Below are 21,102 nucleotides of genomic sequence, written 5' to 3' on the forward strand. Positions count from 1 at the left end.
TTTGCGGCATATTTCCCCCGAATTCAGGTTACGTAGCCCGCTACGCGCCCTTCATCCGGGACAAATCTCCCACAAACTGTGACGCACAGCTGCCAGAAAGCAATTTCAAAACACGCTCTAGGGTTATATTTTTTCCTCAAGATATTCCTCAAATGTGAGATCATGCTTTTTGATATAAGCCGCTGCTTCTTTTCCTACATAACGATAATGCCAGGATTCATAATCGATCCCGGTAATATCTGTTTTTCCTTTCGGGTATCGAAGAATAAAGCCGTATTGATCACAATTCTCCTGAAGCCATTGTGTTTCAGGCGTATTCTCCTGGCTGTCGTCCAACAGCTGGTTGCTAAGTGCCACGATATCCACCGCCAAACCTGTTTCATGCTCGCTGTAACCTGCCGGCATTACGGTTCTGGTAGCCTGCTCATAGGCTTCCTCATCAGGCATACCTTTATCCGTCAGCTTTCTTATATCTGCATCCAGGATTTCCTGTTGGCGCTCAGAACTGCGGTAGGCAGAAGCAATGCAGAACCTGAGCCCTTCTTTCGTACCATCAGCCAGCATGTCCTGCAGATCCTGAATTATCATTTCCGCTACAACTTTATCACTGTTTTCCAATGTCTTCATCTTGACATTGTAGTCCTCGCTCAAAGGATGTTCTTTGTTTACCAGAACGAGGAGATCTGACTGTTCACGGTTTATCTGATCTGCTTTCTTTTTATCCTGTTTCTGGCTTTCAGCTGACAAATTGTCCTGCTTCTTATTTTGCTTTGTGACATTCTGTTTTTCTTGTTTATCTGCTGTCTGTTCCTGACTCTCCTGCAACTGAGTCTCCTGTAACTGACTCAACTGTAACTGACTCAACTGTAACTGACTCAATTGCAGCTGACTCAATTGCAGCTGACTCTCCTTCAGCTGATCTGTCATTCTTGAGCCAGACGTACTCACCCCTGACTTCTTTACACTTACAGATGTCAGAATCTGAGCCGTATCTTTTTCCGGAATGCGGTCGATTTTTTTACAGCCGCCAACTCCGGTCATAACAGCCAGGGACAGGACAGATACCCCTAATATTTTTTTTATCTTCCGTTTTCCCGGTAAATGGTTGAACGGCTTGTTCTTTTGTTCTCTCATAATAAATCTTATCTCCTGTCAGTTCTAACAGGCTTTTATGCCTCTTAGAAGATACCTCTATTCGTAGCTGCACAATTCAATCAGGTTACCATCGGGATCTCTGAGATAAAGTGATTTCATTTCTCCTAAAACACCATGGCGCAACACTATTCCTAACTCAATATCCAGCCCCTGCTCCAGCAGCCTATCCTTGCACACCTCAATTGGATCACACAGTTCAAAACATAAATCCGCACTTCCGGTTGCCACATTCTGCGCCTTGGGTTCCAATTCAAACCCTTTCCTATGTACATTGATCTTAAAATCGCCGGAAAATAGTTCCCAGCGTCCATTTGCTTCCCGGCAGTCAAATCCAAGTGCCCTGTAAAATGCAGTACAGGCATTAGTATCTGCGGTAGTAATAACGATATGGTCAATTTTTTTTATCATATTTATACCATTGCATATTGCAGGCCTGCCTGCAATACTGCCACAATAAAACAAGTTGAAAGCATCACACCGTGGCATCCTTTCTATTTCATATTTTTCTTTCAACCTTTATCTCCTGTTGTTCTGAATGTAAAAATTATCACATCCAAATTCATTGTACCAATACTACAAGTGATTTCATGTATTTTGCTTCCAATATTATTAATACTTCTATTTCATATAATACAGATAGATAGCTCCAGGTTTTACGGATTACATTTTTGCTTATTAATAGTATACCGCATTTATTTTTATCAAACAACAAGAAAATAAAATCAGTACCCCCGTACTCCCAATATATGCAAAAATCTTATCTCTTCGTAGATATAACTATCCAAGGGTCTTAAGTATGCATCAAATGTGTGTGCAGCCACATAAATATTCTGATCTGTTACTTTTACAATTACAGGGCTGTGGTAAAAGAACCCGCCGGAAGTTCCCAGCTGCAAGATATCTCCGGGTACTGCATCCTCTGCCTTAACCTCCGCTGCATACGGTCCTACCCCTTTATTCTTGGTAAGGAAATTATACAGGTATTGCACCCCTGTCCAGGAAGCAGTACGGTTAGTGCTGCTGTAATAATACCATCCATAAACTTTTGTTGGATTCATAACCTGGCTTCCTGCATAGATACATTGGGACGCAAAGTTTGTACAATCACCACCCAGATTCTCGAAATCAAGGTATGCCGGGTTTCGCCCAAATGCCCATTTTTTTGCATAATCTAATACTTTATTTCTTTGATATTCCAACTGTCTCATCTTTGACTCCATTTATATCGCAAGCAGACTTGCCATATCGGCCGGCTTTTTTATATTTTATGCCCGCTGCTTTAAATGGTGACTTCGATTTATATATGACCATTTATTTGACTTGGCGGCGGGCTTTTTTCATGTTGAACGGTCCTTGGTTTGGCAGGCCGTAAAAATCCGTATCAAAAAGCACATGCTTTCTGATACGGACTTTACTATTTACACTGGAATTTAGATTTGATAACCCTTAGCACCAGATAGTTTTCCATAAACTTTCTGATTATTAACTAATCGGTAGCTTCTTACTTTGAAATAATATTTTTTATTCTTTTTCAGCCCTTTCTTCGTATAAGAAACAGTCTTTCCTTTTGAAATGGTTTTAATTTTCTTATATCCACTTCCTTTTTTATTGGACATCCATACTTCATAGCCGCTTACCTTGCTCTGTTTTTTCCATGTAATGGTTACTTTTAATGATTTACCTGTCAATTTTGTAATTACAGCTGTATTTGGCTTAGTTGCTGTCTTCAGAACTGCTCCGTTCGCATATACTTTTTTACCGGCTATCATTTTATATGCCTGTACTTTGAATTTATAAATGTATCCCGGAGATAATTTTGAACCGGTTTTACCTTTCAGGCGGCTTACTTTATAAGTGTTTTTGGTTCCTTTTACGTCAGCTATTGATACATATTTTTTCTTGCTGCTGTCATAGCGCAGGATAGCATAACCGTCTGCTTTCGATGATTTGTTCCACTTCAATTCGATACTGTTTGTCGTGCGGGTCTTTACTTTCAGAGACGTTACCTTTGCAGGTTTCACAGTAACGGTACACTGTGCCGATTGACTGCTTCCGTCCTGTGCCGTTACTTTTATCACAGCTTTTCCTGCTGATTTCGCAGTTACTTTTCCTGTGTTTCCATCTACTGCTGCAATGGCGGAATCACTGGAAGTATAAGCAACCTTTTTGTTTGACGCATTATCCGGATAGATAGCTGTGGACAGCTGAACTGTTTTCCCGATATCCAGCGTTTTCGCACTGAAATTTAAGGTGACTTTACTTACTGCAACTGCTTTTTCATTTACGTTTACGGAAAAAGATGCTGTCATTCCCTGGAAAGACACGGTGACTGCCTGGGTTCCTGCCTTCGTTTTATCGTATCCGCTTACGGTATAACCCGTAATCTTACTGGTTGTGCCATCTGCATAGGAAGCACTCACCTCAAGCCCGGTTAAATCCAGATCTTCTCCTGCTGTATAAGTGGATTTTACCGGATTTTTAGTAATGGTAAGCGCCTTTATTTCTTTCTGGGTAAATCCAATGGTAACGGGGCCTTCCAATCCGGTGTCTACCAGCGTGTCGTAATGCCGGTTATATTTCCTTGGTGTCACAGTAATCTGAATATCATTTTTACCTGTCTTTAATAAATTAGAGATATCCAGCGTATATGGAGTATAAAGCACATTTCCGGCTTCTTTGCCATTGACTGTTACTTTTGCCGCAGTATATACATTTCCAAGATCCAGTACTGCTTTCTGTCCATTTAGATCACCATTTAATGTATAAGTTGCCTGATATACACCGTCAGCGGAAACTTTCTGCAGTTCACCGCCCTGAAATTCCTGGTCGTTCCATTTTCCAAGAACCTCTCCAGTATAAGTCACCGTTCTGGTATTTCCACTATCCCCACCAATATTATCAGCTGTTACCGTAAGTTTTTCTACGGAAACTTCCTCTGTTTTATCCGCTGGGGCAACATCTAAGGTGTCCGGAGCTCCTTTGCTGATAACAGTTTCTTCAAATCCTGCGCCTGCCGGTTCACACAGCAGTGCAATTGCCATACTTCTTGTAGATGACAGCGTATCGGTGCCTGCTTTCATCGTCATTGTTATGGTGTGATCCCCATTAGCCCGGGCTTCATATATTTTTCCATTATTCAGATCCATCCAGTAATAATTCTGATAATCGCCATTGATCTGAAGAGTAACTTCATTCTGGCTTTCAGCAATATTTCTGATATATACCAGTTCTCCGCCATCTTCTAAGGTACGTCTGTTGAATCTGAGGCTGGTATTCTCAGCATAGGATACCTTAGGAGCGGATACATTTGCAAGAACAGATGCCAGTTCCTCCACAGAATTTGCCAGAACACCCGTCTGGTTCTCCAGCAAGGCTGCCGCGGCATCCGCTACCTTCTGGTCCTCTGTCTCATAATTGCCATCAGCATATCCCGGCTGCGCATTTGGAAGAGTTCCATAGAAAATAATATTTGCTCCCGCTTCTGCCATCTGTGCCAGTTTCATCATGGTATCAACAGGCAGTTTCGATGTCTCCACTATGATTGCATCGTAAGTCATGTTGCCGCCATTTACCTGAATCTTTCCATCTGAATACTGTGTATCTGCTGTAACGATGCTGTCATCATTAATAGCATCCCAGGTATATCCGTTGTAGTTCATTGCCTTTACCGCATCCGTCTCTGATAAACTGCCGTTAAATGGCATATACAGGGCGACGTCTTTGCTGGCTTTTCCCTGCTGCATCAGATAATTGGCACGGGATGCATAAGCATTCATCTCGGTAAAATAAGGTGACAGAGTATTACTCTGGGTAACGTTGATTCCGGTAGTCGGCATTGGTGACCACCCCTCTTCTCCGTACTGTTCAGAGCCGGCACCATAGCGGTAATTAAAACCATGATAGAAAAAGTTATTCACGCCGCTGGTTGCCATGATGTCGTATCCTGCTTTTACCTGTTCCAGGGTATTCTTAAATGGTGTGCATCCAAGTGTATACTGCTCACAGGTAACCAGATTTCTGCCGTACAGATGTGCACCGGAGGCTACTCTGATCAGAGAGAATTCATTTGCCTGCTCTGCTTCCGGTATATCCACATATTTAGCAGCACCTATGGTGTCAATTGGCGGATTGTATGCTTCCTGACGGTATAATAGCCCATAGCTGTTTGCGGAAGATTCAAAAGCGGCAAGGCCTTCCTGGAATTTTTGATTTACCAGTGTATTATAGTCATATGTAATCCTGCTTTTTACATTAGCATCCAGGGAATACGTTAAAAAGCTGTCTTTTGTCCCAAGACCCATATAAAATGGAGCCGCACTGTACTGTTTATACACCGTTGGCAGATACTTTGTAAAATCGTAACCCAGACCATTTGCTATGCTGTCTTTTGCAAGCGCATACAGATCTTTCGTATAATACATATCAGAATAAAATTCGTAGCTGTCATTGAATACGGCTCTGATATTCTGATGGCCCTGAAGGATCTGATTTAAATTTGCTTCCCCCAGCCAATCATTGATATAGTCCGTAACTTTAGCGCTGTCCATATGGTCAACCACAAACCAGTCATTAGCACAGTCGATGGCCTTTCCGCCGGACGGAAGGTAATACAGCGCAATCACTTCATAATCTTTTTCCTTATCTATTTTGTCCAGAATATCCTGGCTGAGTACCACTTGTCCGTCCTGAATCATTTCATCCCGGGCATCTATAAAGTAGCTGTTGTCCATATTCAGTTCCAGCTGATTACTATAGGTTTTGGTAATAATATCCCCATTCGCATCTTTGGTTTGGAATTCATTATAGGCAGGTGTGGGACCCATAAAGGAAGATCCGGGAACAAACTCCATACCCTGATTTCCGGTCAGTTCACCAATCAGCACACCCTGAAGTTCTACCATACTTTCATCCAAAGTTCCCTTTGGATTATTCTCAGTATAGAACAGACTTTGTTCCAACTCCGGCAGGGTAATTGCTTCTGCGGCTTTATTTTCCGATAGTGTTTCTTCTCCCGCAAGACTATTTCCGCTGATTGTAACCCTTCCAAGCGCCATGTTCCCCATAGAATCTGCAAGTGTTACATTCTGGCTATTGGCATTCCATCCGGAACCCATATTAAGATCAACCACTATACCTATTTCTTCTGCCATTGTTATTGCCTTGTCAAGCAATTCGTAAAACTCAGGTGTATAGATGGACTTTATCCGGTCCTCATCACCGTTTACTGCTTCGATTTTGCCAAAGGGATTGATTTCAACATAACCGAATCCATTTGCAGCCAGATAGTCTATCTCTGTCTGGAGCTCCGTTTCATCCACGGCACCTCCCGGCCACCACCAGCGGACTCCCGGTCTGTAATCCATTCCCGGCTGCATAAATTCCTCACTGCTGATTGCACTTGCAGCAGCAGCCTGAACATTTAGTACTTCTACTCCCGGTACCGACCACAATCCTGCGGTCATGGATACCGCCAGTAAAGCGGCTATTACTTTTTTTCTTTTTCTCATCTTAGGCCCTCCTGATTCTTCTTTTGTTTCCCCATTTTAACACTTTCCATTTTTCTTTTATTGTATATATCTCTCTTAATCGTTGTATTTTTATGACTTTTTGCTCTTTACTCTTCCATATTCCATAAATTTGTTGTACAATAATACTCATATAAGGAAAATATGATCTTAAAAGTTTATGATGAATCGTCATTTCAACCAAAAAGAAAGGTTTCGTCGTAAATATTATGGAAAATCCTGTTTTAGACATCATGCAAGCTATTGAAGTGAAATTAATGGAATTTAACCCATTGGAAATTGTGTGCCGGGATATGTACCGGATGGAACACGGGTTAGATCATTGCTCTCCATCGGAGCAAAGACGCCGCGCGGAAAAATATCGTGAGTTTTTCTCTGCTGCTTCCAGACCGGCTGATGAAATATCCCATGTACTAACGGAGGACATGTTTCATATGGAATCCAATATTGTGGTAATAAAGCACTGCCGGTTCCTTCCCCCCCGTCCTCACATCCATTCCTTCTTTGAATTATTTTATATTGCCAGGGGAGAATGTATCCACACCTGCCGCTCACATGATTACCATTTAAAGAAAGGAGATTTTTGTTTTTGGGAATTTAATTCACCTCACGAGATACGTTCCTACTCTGATGATTTTATCGGAATCAATATTTTGATCCGACAGAATTCATTTGACTCTATTTTTTTTGAACTGTTATCGGAACAGAGTATTTTATCTAATTATTTTAAGAGTATTCTGTATGGAAATACCGATCATCCGATGATTATTTTCAGAACCGGTGAGAATATTATGATCCGGTATTATATGTATCTGATCTACGATGAGTTCCTTGAGAAGAAACAGTACCATCAGAATATGATCAGCAATTATCTGAATACCGTTTTAATTAATCTTCTCCGGCATCATATCTCTGATGTTATTACTTCACAGAAACCATCCTGTGACCAGCGGCTGCTGGGCATTCTGGAATACATACAGAAGAATTATAATACGGTTACTTTTTCTGATGTATGCCGGCATTTTAATTATTCTTCTTCTTATCTGAGCCGTTTAATCAAAAAATCATTTGGGCTGTCATTCTCTCAGATCATTCAGCATAAGCGTATGGAGAAAGCGCGCTGGCTCTTAAAAGAAACGGATATGACAGTCTCTGAAATAGCTGCGGAAATTAACTGCTCTGATGCCAGCCATTTTTGCCGCATCTTCGCAAGAGAATATCATATGCCGCCTGTGAAATTCAGGGAAATGCAGTCTGAACCGCTGCCGTAATCCAATCACGGGATATAGGAAAGGTTCTTGCTCTGAAAATATAATATGGGGAAAACAAAAGGGGCTGTCCTGAAAACGTAACTCCTGACAGTTCCATAACAAACATTACAATAAAGCCTACCGATTCTGGTGGGCTTTATTGTAATGTTTGTTATGGAACTGTCAGGAGTTACGTTTTCAGGACAGCCCCTTATAAAAAATCAGAAATTAAACATTTATCTTTACACCCCCCTTTTTCTTGACATGGGAGCATCCTGTATATCTTCTACGTTTTCTGGTTGATATAGTAATAGATTCCATGGGCACATTATTTATTACACTATCATCTCTTTTTAAAGTGCTGCCTTTATCAGGTCAGCCTTATCTACCATTTCCCAAGGGAATAATATATCTTCACGTCCAAAATGACCATAAGCTGCTGTAGCTTTATAGAACGGCTGGCGTAAATTCAACATATCAATAATTCCTGCCGGTCTAAGGTCAAAATTATTTCTAATTACATCAACAAGTTCTTCTTCCGAAACCCTTCCTGTCCCAAAAGAATCCACCCGAATTGATATTGGATTCGCAACACCTATTGCATAAGCCAACTGTATTTCACATTTATCTGCTGCACCAGATGCAACAATATTTTTTGCAATATATCTCGCTGCATACGCAGCAGACCTATCTACTTTCGTACAATCTTTTCCCGAAAAAGCTCCGCCACCATGTCTTGCATATCCACCATATGTATCAACAATTATTTTGCGACCTGTCAAGCCACTATCTCCATGTGGGCCACCAATAACAAATCGTCCAGTGGGATTAACAAGAATCTTTGTTTTCTCATCTAGCATTTCTCTAAACTCACTTATAACATACTTTTTTAGATCACTGCTCAACTGGCTCTGTGTAATTTCCGGACTATGTTGCGTGGAAATTACAATTGTATCAACTCTTTTTGCAAATCCAGCAGAATCATACTCCATAGTAACCTGGGTTTTTCCATCCGGTCTAAGATATGATAATGTGCCATCTTTTCTAACCTGCGATAATTTATATGCCAGTTTATGCGCTAGTGCTATAGGATATGGCATATATCCCTTAGTTTCATTTGTAGCATAGCCAAACATCATCCCTTGGTCACCAGCACCTAACGACTCGATCAGTTGCTTGTTTGATTCTTCTTTTTCTTCTAACGACAAATCTACTCCCAATGCTATATCCTTAGATTGTTCATCAATAGAAGTAATTATCCCACAAGTTTCTGCATCAAATCCAAACTTTCCTCTGGTATATCCAATTTCTTTTACTGTATTTCGCACTATTTTTTGAATGTCTATATCCGCATTGGTAGTGATTTCACCCATAACTAAAATCAACCCAGTAGTTATACTTGTCTCACATGCGACACGACTTAAAGGATCCTGTCGTATATGCTCATCTAAAATTGCATCCGATATTTGATCGCATATCTTATCAGGATGTCCTTCCGTAACTGATTCCGATGTAAATAACTTTTTATCCATATTTCTTCCTCCTAGTATATTGTGGTAGTGTCAAATATGACACTCCTTTATCTAATAAAAACCTTATATATTTAAAAGGTTTCATTATTTTTTTTAGGTAACGCGCACATATGTTTCCTGAACTAAAAAGTTTATGTATTTTGAAAGTAATAAAAATATATTTAGTGGTATTGTAGTAACAACCAAAACAGGAATTCCAGTTAAAATAGTCATGGTACGCAACCGCAACAAAAAAAGCGAATGTCTGTATCTGATCAACACCAACTGTAGCTTTAGCGAAACAGAATTCGTGTGTATTCATAGAAATCGCTGGTCAATTTGCGTAAAAGCAATGTAGCCGATTGGATCAATTCTCAAGTCACATTTATGCGGGCTTTATTGGGATATATCTGGGAGTGAGAAAGTTGAGTAATTAATAATTTTATTTACTATCTTTATTGATGAATTATTTATATCTGTATTCATAGTATTTATTAAAATATCTGGATTTAAAGGCTCTTCATAATCATCTGATATTCCAGTAAATTTATTTATTCGGCCTTCAGTGGCTTTCTTGTAAAGTCCCTTCGGATCTCTGGCAATACAAGTTTCTATGTCAGCCTTTATGTAAATTTCTAAAAAGCTATCCTTTCCAATTCTTTCTCTTGCAAATTCTCTCATTTTTTGAAAGGGAGATATTAACGAAACGAGAGTAATTACACCAGCATCCTTAAATAAAAAAGCTGTTTCTACAACTCTTCGAATATTTTCATTTCTATCGCGCTCAGAAAAACTTAGATCTGAACATAAATTCTGTCTGATATTATCCCCATCCAATCTATATGACAGTCGTCCAAGCAAGTTCAACTGTTTTTCAACTTCAATAGCTATAGTTGATTTACCAGCTCCTGAAATACCTGTAAACCAAACTACTAAACCCTTTTGATGTAAAAGTTTACATCTCTCCTCATAGCTAACCTTTCCCTGACTCCACGTTAAATTATTATTAATCATAACTATTTCCTTTACATCCCCATCTATATTGTACTCTTGACTCTATCTTTCCAAAAATAAGACTATCTATAGTTATTCCAATCGCAATTATTATTAGCATGATAGCAATTACTTGACTCATATCAAATACTTCTCTACCCATCATAAGAAGTTGTCCTAAACCGATAGATGCAGATAACATTTCACCTGCCATTAATGCTCTCCAGGCAAAAGACCAGCCTTGTTTCATACCTGAAATTATATTTGGAAATGCAGCCGGTAAAATTATACTTTTATATAAGGTAAAGTCTCTTGCACCCATAGTCCTTGCAACCTTGACATATATAGGATTAATATTTTTAATTCCTGATATCACTGCTATTGCAATCGAAAAAGTAGAGCCTATAATTACTACGAAGATAATGGCGCTTTCATTCAGACCATACCAAAGTATTGCAAAAGGAATCCAGCATACATTAGGTAGCGTTTGTAAACCTAATAATAATGGACCTAAATTATTCTCAAGGTATTTGAGCCTTACAACAATCAATCCTAATATTAACCCAATAACTAATGATATAAAATATCCAATCAAAACCCTTCTTAGGCTAATAAGTATGGCAATACCAAGTGTATTATTATCATTAAATAATCTTATTATTGTCAAAAACACACTGCTAGGAGACGAAAAAGTATATGACTTCCATAGGTGAAGATATTCAACACCTATTCTATACATTACTTCCCAAAACACCACTAATACAAGGTAAAATAAAAACTTTTTTATTGTCTTTCTTATTAGATAGCTCTTCTTCGTTACCATTATAATTCCCTCTTTATTGCATTAATAATTTCTGATTGCCTTGAATCGATAATTCTTGGTCTTTCCATCTTTATATAAAATTCTTTTTTTATACCAGACGGTATCGGACTCATAACAATTATTCTATCCGCCAGCAGAACAGCCTCTTCTATACTGTGCGTAATAAAAACAATAGTCTTTTTTGTATCATTCCATATTTTTAATAATTCATAATGCAATATATCTCTTGTCTGAATATCAAGTGCTGCAAAAGGCTCGTCCATTAACAGTATTTCAGATTCTAAAGATAATGCCCGTGCTAATGCAACTCTTTGCTTCATACCACCAGACAACTGATGGATATAATAATTTTGAAATTCAATTAGATGTACCATCTCCAAATAGTAAATAGCTTTTTTTCTTCGCTCCGATTTAGGTATACCTACAAATTTCATCCCAAGTTCTATATTATCAATTACCTTTAGCCAGGGAAAAAGTGCAGTATCTTGAAAAATAACCGCACGATCTGGACCTGGATAATTTATTTCTTTTAAATTACATTCAACTTTACCTTTTGTCACCTTGTCTAACCCTGCAATTATATTTACTAAAGTTGATTTTCCACATCCGGATAGGCCAACTACGCAAATAAATTCCCCAGATCTTACTTCTAGGTTAATATCACGAAGAACTTCAATAACTCCGCTTTCACTTTTATAAGTTTTATTAACGTTTTTAAGTGATAAATTCAATTAGAACACCTCGCATTTAAGAAGAACCACTACTTTATCTCACTCTGACCACTTTGTTTTAGGACATCATTTAAAATATTAGTATTCAAAAGCATTTCAATATCGGGTTCTTTTTCGATAAAGCCCACTTCTTTTGCTATTTTAATAAAATCAGAAATAGATACCTTTTCAGGATCATTTGTAATAACAAGCCGCTCAAATGAAACATCAAGTATATCATCCGGTATAGAATTATTTGTCAGTTTTTTGATTTGATCATTCAAAATCTTTTTTACTGTATCATTATTCTCATTTATGTATTCAGTTAATTGCACATGAGTTTCGATAAACATTTTTACAAGATCTGGGTGCTTCTCGATAAATTCTGTCCGCGCTATAACAAGGGCAGATGAATATCTACCCTTGTTATATACTTTATCATAATCAAGTATAACATTTGCATCTATCTCATTAATCAACCTGCTTCCCCAAGGTTCTGGAACCAAAGCTGCATCAATGTCTCCCTTATCAAGTAACATCTTAATATCGGGATTTTCTACCTGAATTATTTGTACACTTCCACCCTTTGTCGTATCTTTTAATCCATTTTCATTTAATATATGTCTCAAAACTAAATCTTGGGTATTGCCGAACTGAGGTGAAGCAATCTTTTTTCCATCCAATTCCTTAATATCTTTTATATGTAAGTCTTTCCTCGACACTAGTATTGCGCCAGCATCAGTTGCACCAGCTATAATCTGAAACTCTCCGCCAGATTTAACATACCCATTGATAGCAGGTATAGGGCCAATATACCCTATATCCACTTCCCCCGCAAATAAAGCTTCCATCTCCGCCGGACCAGCATTAAATGTCTTCCATTCAATTTGAATTTTTTCCCCAAATGCATCTTGAAATTGTCCTTCAGCCATCCCAACTAAAGCTTGGGAATGGGTTAAATTTGGAAAGCAGGCAATCCTTACTTTTAATTGTCTATCGTCAGAATTAGAACAACTTTCAAGGGTAAAGCCAAATACTATGAATAATATGAGAATTAAAATCCTTTTCTTCTCAAACAAATACATACCACCTAATCCTTCCCGTTATCACTACTAATGACACTGCTCTTAATAAGATAATCTTCAATTATATTAAGAGCATATTCACCTTCGCAATCTTCACTAATCTGCAAATCATATTCTATATCTGTAGTAATATTATTACCAATCCACAAAACTTTGATTTTCTTTGGATCTACAATTGTTTTTATTTCTTTCAAATCATCATTTGACATTTCGACTACAGTTACAATCAAAATATTTCCAGCATCTAACATTATATTGCTGATTTCTGCCAACCTTCTAAGATGTTCTTCCTTGTAATATATGCTAAGTAAATAAACTATTCTTCCTTGATTGAATAATTTTTTCTCCAAAATACTTGAAATATACTTTTTACCTCCATTACTCAAACCTGTAATCATAATAAGCGTGGGGTTTTGTTGATATTTTAACGCTCTTTCTGCTTCGCTTATTGCACTGTTCTCCCACTTATTATTCCCAGTAATAGTCTTCTCACTAATCCAATTCTGTTTATCTTCTGATATTCCATAGATTGTCCCGCCACCTGAAATTTCATAATGATCAATAATTACGAATCTGCTCAAATAAAAATTATAAGATAACAAGTCAAATGCGATGGGTTTTTCAAGTTCTAACAAACATTCTGCAACATCATTTGTTCCAATAAAATCTGAATTGCTACTTTGAAGTGTCGAAGCATCCAGAATGCTAATGATTTTTACAATCCTTATCCTTACCTTAGATGTTCCAAGTTTTAATATATATGTTTTACCCATTACCATAGCTAATTTACTTAACCAGAATAACTTAACTTTAATGAGAGTTGCTATCTGTGGCTTAAGCTGATCAGATACCGTAGCAATTTCACCTCGTTTAACATAAATTTGTTCGGTCAGTGTAAATCCTGTTGAGTATCCCGCACATACACTAATTTTTGTATCTTCATTAAAAGCTTCAATAGACTTGATTCTACCCTTCTTACCAGAAGGGAAAAATACTACTTCATCACCAACATTAAGCGTCCCGGTTTCAACTGTTCCGCCAATAATTCTTCTAGTATCACCACCTGCTGTAAATTTATATACACCTTGTACAGGCATCCTAAAAGGTTTATTCGCAGGCAGCTTTTCTACTTGAAATTTCTCAAGGACTTCAAGCACCGTGTCCCCTTCATACCATGTCATGTTTTTTGACTTTTGTACAATATTCTCGCCCTTATACCCACTTATTGGGATATACATAGAAGTTTCTAATCCAATCTTACTTAAAAAAACTTTGAAATTTTCAGTTATTTCATTAAATATCTGTTCACTATAACCAATTAAATCCATCTTATTAACTAATATACATAATTGTTTAATGCCAAGCATACTTAAGAGATATCCATGCCTTTTTGAGTTTTCCTGGATGCCTTCATAGGCATCGATCACCAATAACGCTGCTTCAGCTCTCGCTGCTCCTGTAACCATGTTTTTTAGAAATTCAATATGTCCTGGAGCGTCTATAATAATATAATTTCTTTTTTTGTTCTAAAAAAACACCTCGCCGAATCAATAGTGATACCCTGCTCCTGCTCATCTTTAAGAGCGTCAAGTAAAAAGGCATATTCAAAAGGCTTTGAATTCCTTTTACATTTCTCGCGAATTTGCTCTAGTTTACCTATTGGCAACGAATTTGTATCGGTTAGCAATCTACCAATAACAGTACTTTTGCCATGATCAACATGACCAACAACCACAATATTCATATCTTCAGTATATATTTGTTCTATGTCCATTTTCAGTCACCTGACCCCCTATACTAAAGTTCCTTAGTAAATCTCACATATATCCTAGTCTTCTTAGAGTCTCAAGCCCACCACCATCTTCCTTGTCCTGTTCTCTCCCTGAACGTTCCGCTATATTAGAAAATTTCCCGGTCTTTAATTCTTCAATTATTTCATCTAAATTTCTTGCATCGGAACTTACCGGAGAAGTACATGGATAACAGCCTAATGAACGATATCTCTTTTTTTCGCCTTGGTTAAAATACAGAGAAACTACTGGTATGTTTTCTTTTTTTATATATTCCCAAATATCTAATTCCGTCCAGTCAAGAAGCGGATGTATCCTAACATGTGTTCCTGGTTCAAAATCAGTTTTATACTGACTCCAAAATTCGGGAGGCTGACTTTCTATTTCCCAATCACTATTTTTGTCTCTCGGCGAAAAATATCTTTCTTTCGAACGGCTGCCTTCCTCATCTGACCTGACGCCAACGATAACTCCGGTATATGGATCAGTATTTTGATCTAATATGTATTTACCATCTTTATGATCCATCCTATATCTTGGCCACATTCCACTTAATGTGTTTACTAAGGCTTCTGTCTTTAAATTTTTGCAGCATTGTATACGTGTAACGCTTCCATCAGGATATGTGTTTTTTGCCGCAATAGCTTCTTTATTTTCTCCATAAATCATATCTAATTTCCATTCTTTGGCCAGATCATCTCTATACCTGATCATTTCTGGAATTTTATAATGTGTATCAATATGAACCAGGGGAAATGGAACATGTCCAAAAAAAGCTTTTCTTGATAGCCATAGAAGAACTGTGCTATCTTTCCCGATAGACCATAACATACAAAGATTTTTAAACTCACTATATGCTTCCCTTATAATATGAATACTTTTGCTTTCTAATTTATCTAAATGGTCCAAAAATATTACGCTCCAATCCATTTTATTATCGTCTATATAAAATGCCTGTCAAACAGCCAATGCCACCTCCCGCTTTCAAATATTCAGAAATATCACATTCAACCACTTCACAGCCGTTAGTTTGAAAGCACTCTTTTAATTTATGAGCTCCTGTGGGCATTAAAATCTTTTTATTTCCTAAATTTACAAAGTTCATACCACGGCTATTATTAATTTCTTCTTCGTTTGTTAATCTAACCACTTTATATCCATGATCCAATAATATATTTTCCAAATTTTCCGGTGCTTTATTATCATTTAAAACGATCACATCCTCAGTCAGAAAATTCATCACCCCCAGCAGATGCTGAACGCCTTTCTTTAGCTGGATCTTAATCGTTTTTACCCCAAGGTCTGACAAAAAATTTTCAATCTGTCTCCCTCCCTTATCATTGGTACGGAATCCCGTTCCTAAGATGACTGTCTCTGAATTCAACCACAATGCATCAGCACCTTCAAAAACACCATCACCTTTGATTGACATAACTATGGGTATACCAATTTCAGATAATGTCCGGGCAACAAGTCGCTCTTCTCCAGCTCTTTGCTGTGAAGCAGGCCTGCATAAAATAACACCCTCGGGCGTTGCCCAAAGCAGGTCACGTAAAAATAGTAGATTGGGATAAGGATTGTCTCTTTTACAAATCAGGGTATGAACCTTAACCTCATTGCTTTCATATACCTTCTTTAGCTGATAAGCTTGTTCTACCAGCCGCTCTCCATCCAACACTTCCAGCATTAAATTGGACGCGGGACAAATATTTAAATACGTATCTTTATGAGGTATGGTAAGTAATACTTCCTTTAAGGCGGCTGTTTCAGACACACTATATGTTGGATACCAGAATTTACCTTCCTGGATTTCTTCACTATTACTCTTCTGTCTATCTAACCAGCCTTTACCACCATGTGTTGAATGATAATTATCTGATTGAGAACTATGACCATTCTTGCTGATTCTTTTCATAACCCATCCTTATCGAAATGTCAGTAATATATTTCTCTTGAATAATCGGTCTTAACAATTCTATCCTGGCCTTCCATCTAAAATGCTGCGGCATTGTTGTCGCCATTACAAATGGTAAATTGAAATTAATCAATTTGATAAATAATGCAGGATCAATATTAAGCCAGTTGGCTAACTTAAAACAAATATTATTTCTATGATCAGATGGTTGTATTATCTTTTCAAAAGCTATCTGCAAATAATCCACTTGATTATGATCAAAATAATCAAGAATTGATTTGTGTGCTGAATACCATTGAAAACCACATACTTTTTCAAGTGGTTCATGAATATGATTTTCCCAACCATCCGGAAGGTCGAATTTCCACCAATACTCTCCGAAAACAGGAAATTTATCCGTATAACCGCTGATCGCCATTTTCTTATTTACTTTATGTGAAAAGAAACCATGATACTGCCACCCATCCATTAGACCATTTATTGAAGCCGCTGGATTTCTGGTTAAATAGATATACCTTATCTGCGCATTGATAAAAAGGTTCTTAAAGAAATCAAACCGATAAGCATTACTTGGAGTCTTAATTACAATAGGTTTGGTTTCCAAATCCTTGACTTGCGCATGTTTCCAAGGATAAATCAATATAAATGGCGGCTCTTCCAATAAATACTCAGCAGGCGGAGAATACTCTTTTTTTGCTTCTGGCCAATATTTTCCAATCAGATTTTTGTCTATATCATAGTAATAAGGATTTATCTTTTTATAAGTACTCTGGATTTTTTTCAGGAGAATTAGGTAAAACATCTGTAAATTGTAACTCAGGCTATTTGAAAAATCATATTGATCACAATAAGCTTCAAATGTCTTTCTTATCTCATCTTTAACTTTCTCAATATCAAAATCACAATCCGGCCACTGTATAATAAGCCGCCACATAATTGAAGAAACAAAATAACCGTAATCCTCGGCGCTTAACTTTAATTCCTGGAACCCCAGAATATTTCCCAGATCCCACCATAGATGATCTTGAAGAATATCCAGATTGCATTGCCAATTACCAAGCGTATGTTCCGCTGTCAATACATCAGAGTTTCTTTCCGTATCAGGATAAGATAAACCTGATAACTTCAAAAAGGGGGCTATTTCAGCTCTAAAGTGAAGAAATAGAGGTGACTGCCTTAATACTTCAGTAAAATAACTTGATCCCCCCCTGGAACTAGATTCGATAAATATTACATTTTTCACTTCCTTAAAAAAAGGAATACTATTCTTCTTGTAATCTAATTCAGATAACTTTGCTCTTATTTTAGATAATTGATTTTTACTCATCTTTAATTCCCTTTTTGTTAAAGTTATTCCTGATGAAACTCTTAAGTTTCAGCCATTTGACGATAAATCTTCTCTTAATAAACAGAATATAATTTTTATCTTTAAAAGAAGCAGCCAGTTCAATTTGAATCCGCTTTAATAAATCTGATATCTTGAAACCGAATACAGAAAATTTGGAGATTTTTGAAATACTATTAGTTGATAAGTATTTTTCATATCCAAATTCCGGTAACATTGAACCTGAAATATGTTCAATCAACTCAATCTCTTTCTTTGACAAAAAATCGGGAAATTTCATGTAATTATCTTTAATAATTGGCTTTGAAGTATTCTCCCAGGAGGCCGAAAGATTACTACCTTTTTGGGCTGTATTGGTTTTATAATAAGTTAGCATTTGCTCTTCAAAAGAAATTCCTAAAAAATCAGTAATTTTCTGGATAGTATCATGTGGCTTTGCGATTAAATCTTCATACTTTACCCTAAGTATTTGATCCTCAGGCAATTTCTTTTCGGCCGCCAAACCCAATTCTTGCTGCTCATTCCAAAGCTTTGAAACAAAATATGGATGATTTGGATTAAACACTGACTTCTTTGATGAAACAGCCACATCCCTGACATCTCTTATCAGCCAAAGAAATTTGGGCTCTTTTACATGCTTACAAATTTCATCAATGTACTCGATCATGAAAGTACTTTTGCAGCCCCATCTTTTTTTACCAGAATAGTTAAGGTATTCATCATATATAGTTTCATAAATACCATATAGGCTTCTGGATCTGGATTTTTCAGCTATAGAATCTGATTTAACCTTTATTTCCCAGGGATGAATATGATTATTTACTAATAAACATACATCTCTTGATAACTTTTTGAAAATTATTTCATTTAAATCGTGATAACTACCATATAATTTACCAAAATAATTAAAAATATGTGGTGGATGCGGAACACATATTTCTGAATGGGTATTAAGAATTAACCTCAATAAGTTAGATCCAGATCTTTCAGTTCCAATAATAAAAATAGGATTATCAATCATAACATTCCTCCAACTAGAATGGTTTTCTTACCGAGAATATCATCCATCTCCATAGATCCTGGATCTCTCCTGATGGTAATATCTTATAGGGATGATACTTCTTTATTTCTTTTGGTGCGTTTAAGAACAGTTCTTTAATTTCCTCTCTGTGGAGATAAGTAGTCTCATATGTATTAATCCAAACATCAATTGATTCCCAGAGATTATACTCTGTGGTTTTCATATCGACAAAACCAGCTGCTTTCAACATCGATTTAAAATCATTTTCTTGAAACATATTAAAAATCAGTGGTTGTTTCTTCTTAAATACCCTGTACATCCACGGACCATCTTCAGCAGAAAATGGAATTATCTGGCCAACAATAAACTGGCCACCGGGTTTTAACACGCGATAGATTTCTGAAACCGGCTTTTGCGGATTTTGCAATAAATGCAATACCTCACGCGTTACCACCAAATCATAACTCTGATCAGAGAATGGCATATTATATACCGTTCCCTGGTAAACTTCGTCCAATCTTTGCTTTGAAAGCTCAACCATCTCGGGCGTCAAATCCAAACCAGTGATACTTTTTACTTTTCCTTTAAAAGAAGCTCCAACGACACCACTGCCACAGCAGACATCTAGAACCTTTGCATCTCTCTCAACTTCAAGATGTTCGACATGCTTTTGCAAAAGTTCTTCGTTTGTCAGCCAGACCGCTGAATCATGCCAATTCTTTGATCTAATGCCAAATTGCTGCTGATATATCTCATCAGAAACTTCTGTGTTACTGTTCAATTGATAACGCGAATTTTCTGCCGCCCTTCTAGCCGCAATCCTTGCGTTCTTAGCACTCATCGCACGATTAATAATCTGCTTAGCCAACAATATATTATCACTAAACAGTGTCATCATATCCTTATAAATATGACTAATCAACGGCTCCTCAATTTCTTTATTGGTCAATTTTGTCTTTGTTTGACCTTCGAAGCGCGGATTAACCATTTTTAGTGATATAACCCCTATTACTCCTTCAAAAATATCGAAAGCAGATAATTTCTGTTCTACATTATCTAAGATTAATTTTTCTTTAATCCCATAATTATTCAAACAATCGATTAATGCTTTCTTCAATGCCAAAACATGTGTTCCACCATAAACTGTATTAATACCATTCACATAGCTCTTCATATTTTCAGAATACATTACTGTCCACTGCAACGCTGCTTCCATTTCCAGTTCATTTTTCTCATATTTAATATGAATAATTTCCGGGTGTACTTTCGCCACCGTTCCAGATAAATGGTTGACAAAACCGACTATGCCGGTATTGTAGCAGAAAACATCATTTTGATTTGTTCTTTCGTCGGTAATTCTGATTCTTATCCCCGAATAAATGAAAGCCAGCTCTTGGATCTTTTTCTTAAGAACTTCATAAGAAATATTTGCCGTTTTACTAAACACCTCTCCATCCGGAGAGAAGGAGATTTTAGTGCCTTGCTTATTTGTTGGTCCAAGCATTTTCAATTCATTGACTTTCTTTCCTCTTGAATATTCCTGAATGTAGTGTTTATTATCACGATAGACTTCAAGGACAAACTTCTGTGATAATGCATTTACACAAGAAACTCCAACCCCATGCAGGCCTGCCGACCGATAATAAGCTTTACCATCGAATTTTCCACCCGAGTGAAGTGTTGTCAGAATAACTTCACACGCCGGTAAGCCAATTGAGGGATAATGATCAACCGGTATGCCGCGTCCATTATCTTCTATTGAACACACACCATTCTTGTCAATAATAATATCGATCGTATTACAAAATCCGCCTATAGCTTCGTCAATAGAATTATCAATCACTTCATATACCAATTGATGCAAACCTTCACTCTCAATTGAGCCTATGTACATTGCAGGATTTTTTCTAATCGGTTCTAAACCAGATAATATATGAATACTGCTAGCATTGTATTCTTCGCTGCTATTCTTATTCAAT

At 37.2% G+C, this 21,102-nt stretch carries 16 protein-coding genes and 3 pseudogenes; 2 read left to right on the forward strand and 17 right to left on the reverse strand.

Annotated elements, in window-relative coordinates; translation table 11 throughout:
- Positions 1 to 8: 8 nt before the first annotated feature.
- A pseudogene (locus RHS_RS30285) lies at positions 9 to 68 on the forward strand (hypothetical protein); the annotation flags it as partial.
- Here the strand turns inward: RHS_RS30285 and RHS_RS30290 are convergent.
- From RHS_RS30290 to RHS_RS05715, 5 genes and pseudogenes are all read right to left on the reverse strand, one after another.
- Positions 42 to 164: pseudogene (locus tag RHS_RS30290) on the reverse strand (hypothetical protein); the annotation flags it as partial. The pseudogenes RHS_RS30285 and RHS_RS30290 sit on opposite strands and share 27 nt — an antisense overlap.
- A complete protein-coding gene (locus tag RHS_RS05700) occupies positions 124 to 1,134 on the reverse strand; it encodes a M15 family metallopeptidase (RefSeq protein ID WP_395021472.1) in 1,011 nt (336 codons plus the stop codon). The gene RHS_RS05700 and the pseudogene RHS_RS30290, both read right to left, overlap by 41 nt.
- Positions 1,135 to 1,191: 57 nt before the next feature.
- Entirely contained in the window at positions 1,192 to 1,668 is a 477-nt protein-coding gene (locus tag RHS_RS05705) for a VOC family protein (protein WP_395021474.1), read from the reverse strand.
- Between the two features lie 209 nt (positions 1,669 to 1,877).
- Positions 1,878 to 2,363, reverse strand: coding sequence for an amidase domain-containing protein (locus tag RHS_RS05710; protein ID WP_027292511.1), 486 nt, complete (start codon positions 2,361 to 2,363; stop codon positions 1,878 to 1,880).
- A 222-nt stretch (positions 2,364 to 2,585) separates the two neighbouring features.
- A complete protein-coding gene (locus tag RHS_RS05715) occupies positions 2,586 to 6,662 on the reverse strand; it encodes a glycosyl hydrolase (RefSeq protein ID WP_047832582.1) in 4,077 nt (1,358 codons plus the stop codon).
- A 275-nt stretch (positions 6,663 to 6,937) separates the two neighbouring features.
- On the opposite strand from RHS_RS05715, the gene RHS_RS05720 reads away from it, so the two are divergent.
- Positions 6,938 to 7,951 (forward strand): AraC family transcriptional regulator, encoded by a 1,014-nt coding sequence (locus RHS_RS05720; protein WP_395021527.1) that lies wholly within the window; start codon positions 6,938 to 6,940, stop codon positions 7,949 to 7,951.
- A 332-nt stretch (positions 7,952 to 8,283) separates the two neighbouring features.
- On the opposite strand, the gene metK is transcribed toward RHS_RS05720, so the two are convergent.
- The 12 genes and pseudogenes from metK to RHS_RS05775 form a co-directional block, all read right to left on the reverse strand.
- Entirely contained in the window at positions 8,284 to 9,462 is a 1,179-nt protein-coding gene (metK, locus tag RHS_RS05725; protein WP_047832584.1) for a methionine adenosyltransferase, read from the reverse strand.
- A 375-nt stretch (positions 9,463 to 9,837) separates the two neighbouring features.
- Positions 9,838 to 10,455: an adenylyl-sulfate kinase gene (gene cysC, locus RHS_RS05730; RefSeq protein ID WP_047832585.1), complete on the reverse strand. Its 618-nt coding sequence runs from the start codon at positions 10,453 to 10,455 to the stop codon at positions 9,838 to 9,840.
- A complete protein-coding gene (locus RHS_RS05735) occupies positions 10,448 to 11,257 on the reverse strand; it encodes an ABC transporter permease (RefSeq protein WP_047832586.1) in 810 nt (269 codons plus the stop codon). Before RHS_RS05735 ends, cysC begins: the two co-directional genes overlap by 8 nt.
- Positions 11,257 to 11,988 (reverse strand): ABC transporter ATP-binding protein, encoded by a 732-nt coding sequence (locus RHS_RS05740; RefSeq protein WP_047832630.1) that lies wholly within the window; start codon positions 11,986 to 11,988, stop codon positions 11,257 to 11,259. Before RHS_RS05740 ends, RHS_RS05735 begins: the two co-directional genes overlap by 1 nt.
- 29 nt (positions 11,989 to 12,017) lie before the next feature.
- Positions 12,018 to 13,046, reverse strand: a complete 1,029-nt coding sequence (locus RHS_RS05745) for an aliphatic sulfonate ABC transporter substrate-binding protein (RefSeq protein ID WP_395021478.1) — start codon at positions 13,044 to 13,046, stop codon at positions 12,018 to 12,020.
- An 11-nt stretch (positions 13,047 to 13,057) separates the two neighbouring features.
- Complete coding sequence (locus RHS_RS05750; protein WP_395021529.1) at positions 13,058 to 14,290, reverse strand: EF-Tu/IF-2/RF-3 family GTPase; 1,233 nt, start codon at positions 14,288 to 14,290, stop codon at positions 13,058 to 13,060.
- A pseudogene (locus RHS_RS30295) lies at positions 14,270 to 14,826 on the reverse strand (GTP-binding protein); the annotation flags it as partial. The pseudogene RHS_RS30295 and the gene RHS_RS05750, both read right to left, overlap by 21 nt.
- 43 nt (positions 14,827 to 14,869) lie before the next feature.
- Positions 14,870 to 15,751, reverse strand: coding sequence for a sulfate adenylyltransferase subunit CysD (gene cysD, locus RHS_RS05755; RefSeq protein ID WP_047832588.1), 882 nt, complete (start codon positions 15,749 to 15,751; stop codon positions 14,870 to 14,872).
- A gap of 25 nt (positions 15,752 to 15,776) precedes the next feature.
- Positions 15,777 to 16,757, reverse strand: coding sequence for an arginine deiminase family protein (locus RHS_RS05760; RefSeq protein WP_047832589.1), 981 nt, complete (start codon positions 16,755 to 16,757; stop codon positions 15,777 to 15,779).
- A complete protein-coding gene (locus RHS_RS05765) occupies positions 16,729 to 18,084 on the reverse strand; it encodes a hypothetical protein (RefSeq protein WP_047832590.1) in 1,356 nt (451 codons plus the stop codon). Before RHS_RS05765 ends, RHS_RS05760 begins: the two co-directional genes overlap by 29 nt.
- Positions 18,077 to 19,123, reverse strand: coding sequence for a sulfotransferase family protein (locus RHS_RS05770; protein ID WP_395021482.1), 1,047 nt, complete (start codon positions 19,121 to 19,123; stop codon positions 18,077 to 18,079). The genes RHS_RS05765 and RHS_RS05770 overlap by 8 nt, the downstream gene beginning before the upstream one ends.
- A 13-nt stretch (positions 19,124 to 19,136) precedes the next feature.
- Positions 19,137 to 21,101 (reverse strand): methyltransferase domain-containing protein, encoded by a 1,965-nt coding sequence (locus tag RHS_RS05775; protein ID WP_395021484.1) that lies wholly within the window; start codon positions 21,099 to 21,101, stop codon positions 19,137 to 19,139.
- Between the last annotated feature and the right edge of the window lies 1 nt (position 21,102).

Source organism: Robinsoniella sp. RHS (assembly GCF_001029355.1).
Lineage (GTDB): Bacteria > Bacillota > Clostridia > Lachnospirales > Lachnospiraceae > Robinsoniella > Robinsoniella peoriensis.

Bases quoted from the DNA above. Each gene is read 5' to 3' on its own strand.
- RHS_RS05700 (WP_395021472.1), bottom strand. From the start codon at position 1,134: ATGAGAGAACAAAAGAACAAGCCGTTCAACCATTTACCGGGAAAACGG.
- RHS_RS05710 (WP_027292511.1), bottom strand. From the start codon at position 2,363: ATGAGACAGTTGGAATATCAAAGAAATAAAGTATTAGATTATGCAAAA.
- RHS_RS05715 (WP_047832582.1), bottom strand. From the start codon at position 6,662: ATGAGAAAAAGAAAAAAAGTAATAGCCGCTTTACTGGCGGTATCCATG.
- RHS_RS05720 (WP_395021527.1), top strand. From the start codon at position 6,938: ATGGAATTTAACCCATTGGAAATTGTGTGCCGGGATATGTACCGGATG.
- metK (WP_047832584.1), bottom strand. From the start codon at position 9,462: ATGGATAAAAAGTTATTTACATCGGAATCAGTTACGGAAGGACATCCT.
- cysC (WP_047832585.1), bottom strand. From the start codon at position 10,455: ATGATTAATAATAATTTAACGTGGAGTCAGGGAAAGGTTAGCTATGAG.
- RHS_RS05735 (WP_047832586.1), bottom strand. From the start codon at position 11,257: ATGGTAACGAAGAAGAGCTATCTAATAAGAAAGACAATAAAAAAGTTT.
- RHS_RS05750 (WP_395021529.1), bottom strand. From the start codon at position 14,290: ATGTATATCCCAATAAGTGGGTATAAGGGCGAGAATATTGTACAAAAG.
- RHS_RS05760 (WP_047832589.1), bottom strand. From the start codon at position 16,757: ATGAAAAGAATCAGCAAGAATGGTCATAGTTCTCAATCAGATAATTAT.
- RHS_RS05765 (WP_047832590.1), bottom strand. From the start codon at position 18,084: ATGAGTAAAAATCAATTATCTAAAATAAGAGCAAAGTTATCTGAATTA.
- RHS_RS05770 (WP_395021482.1), bottom strand. From the start codon at position 19,123: ATGATTGATAATCCTATTTTTATTATTGGAACTGAAAGATCTGGATCT.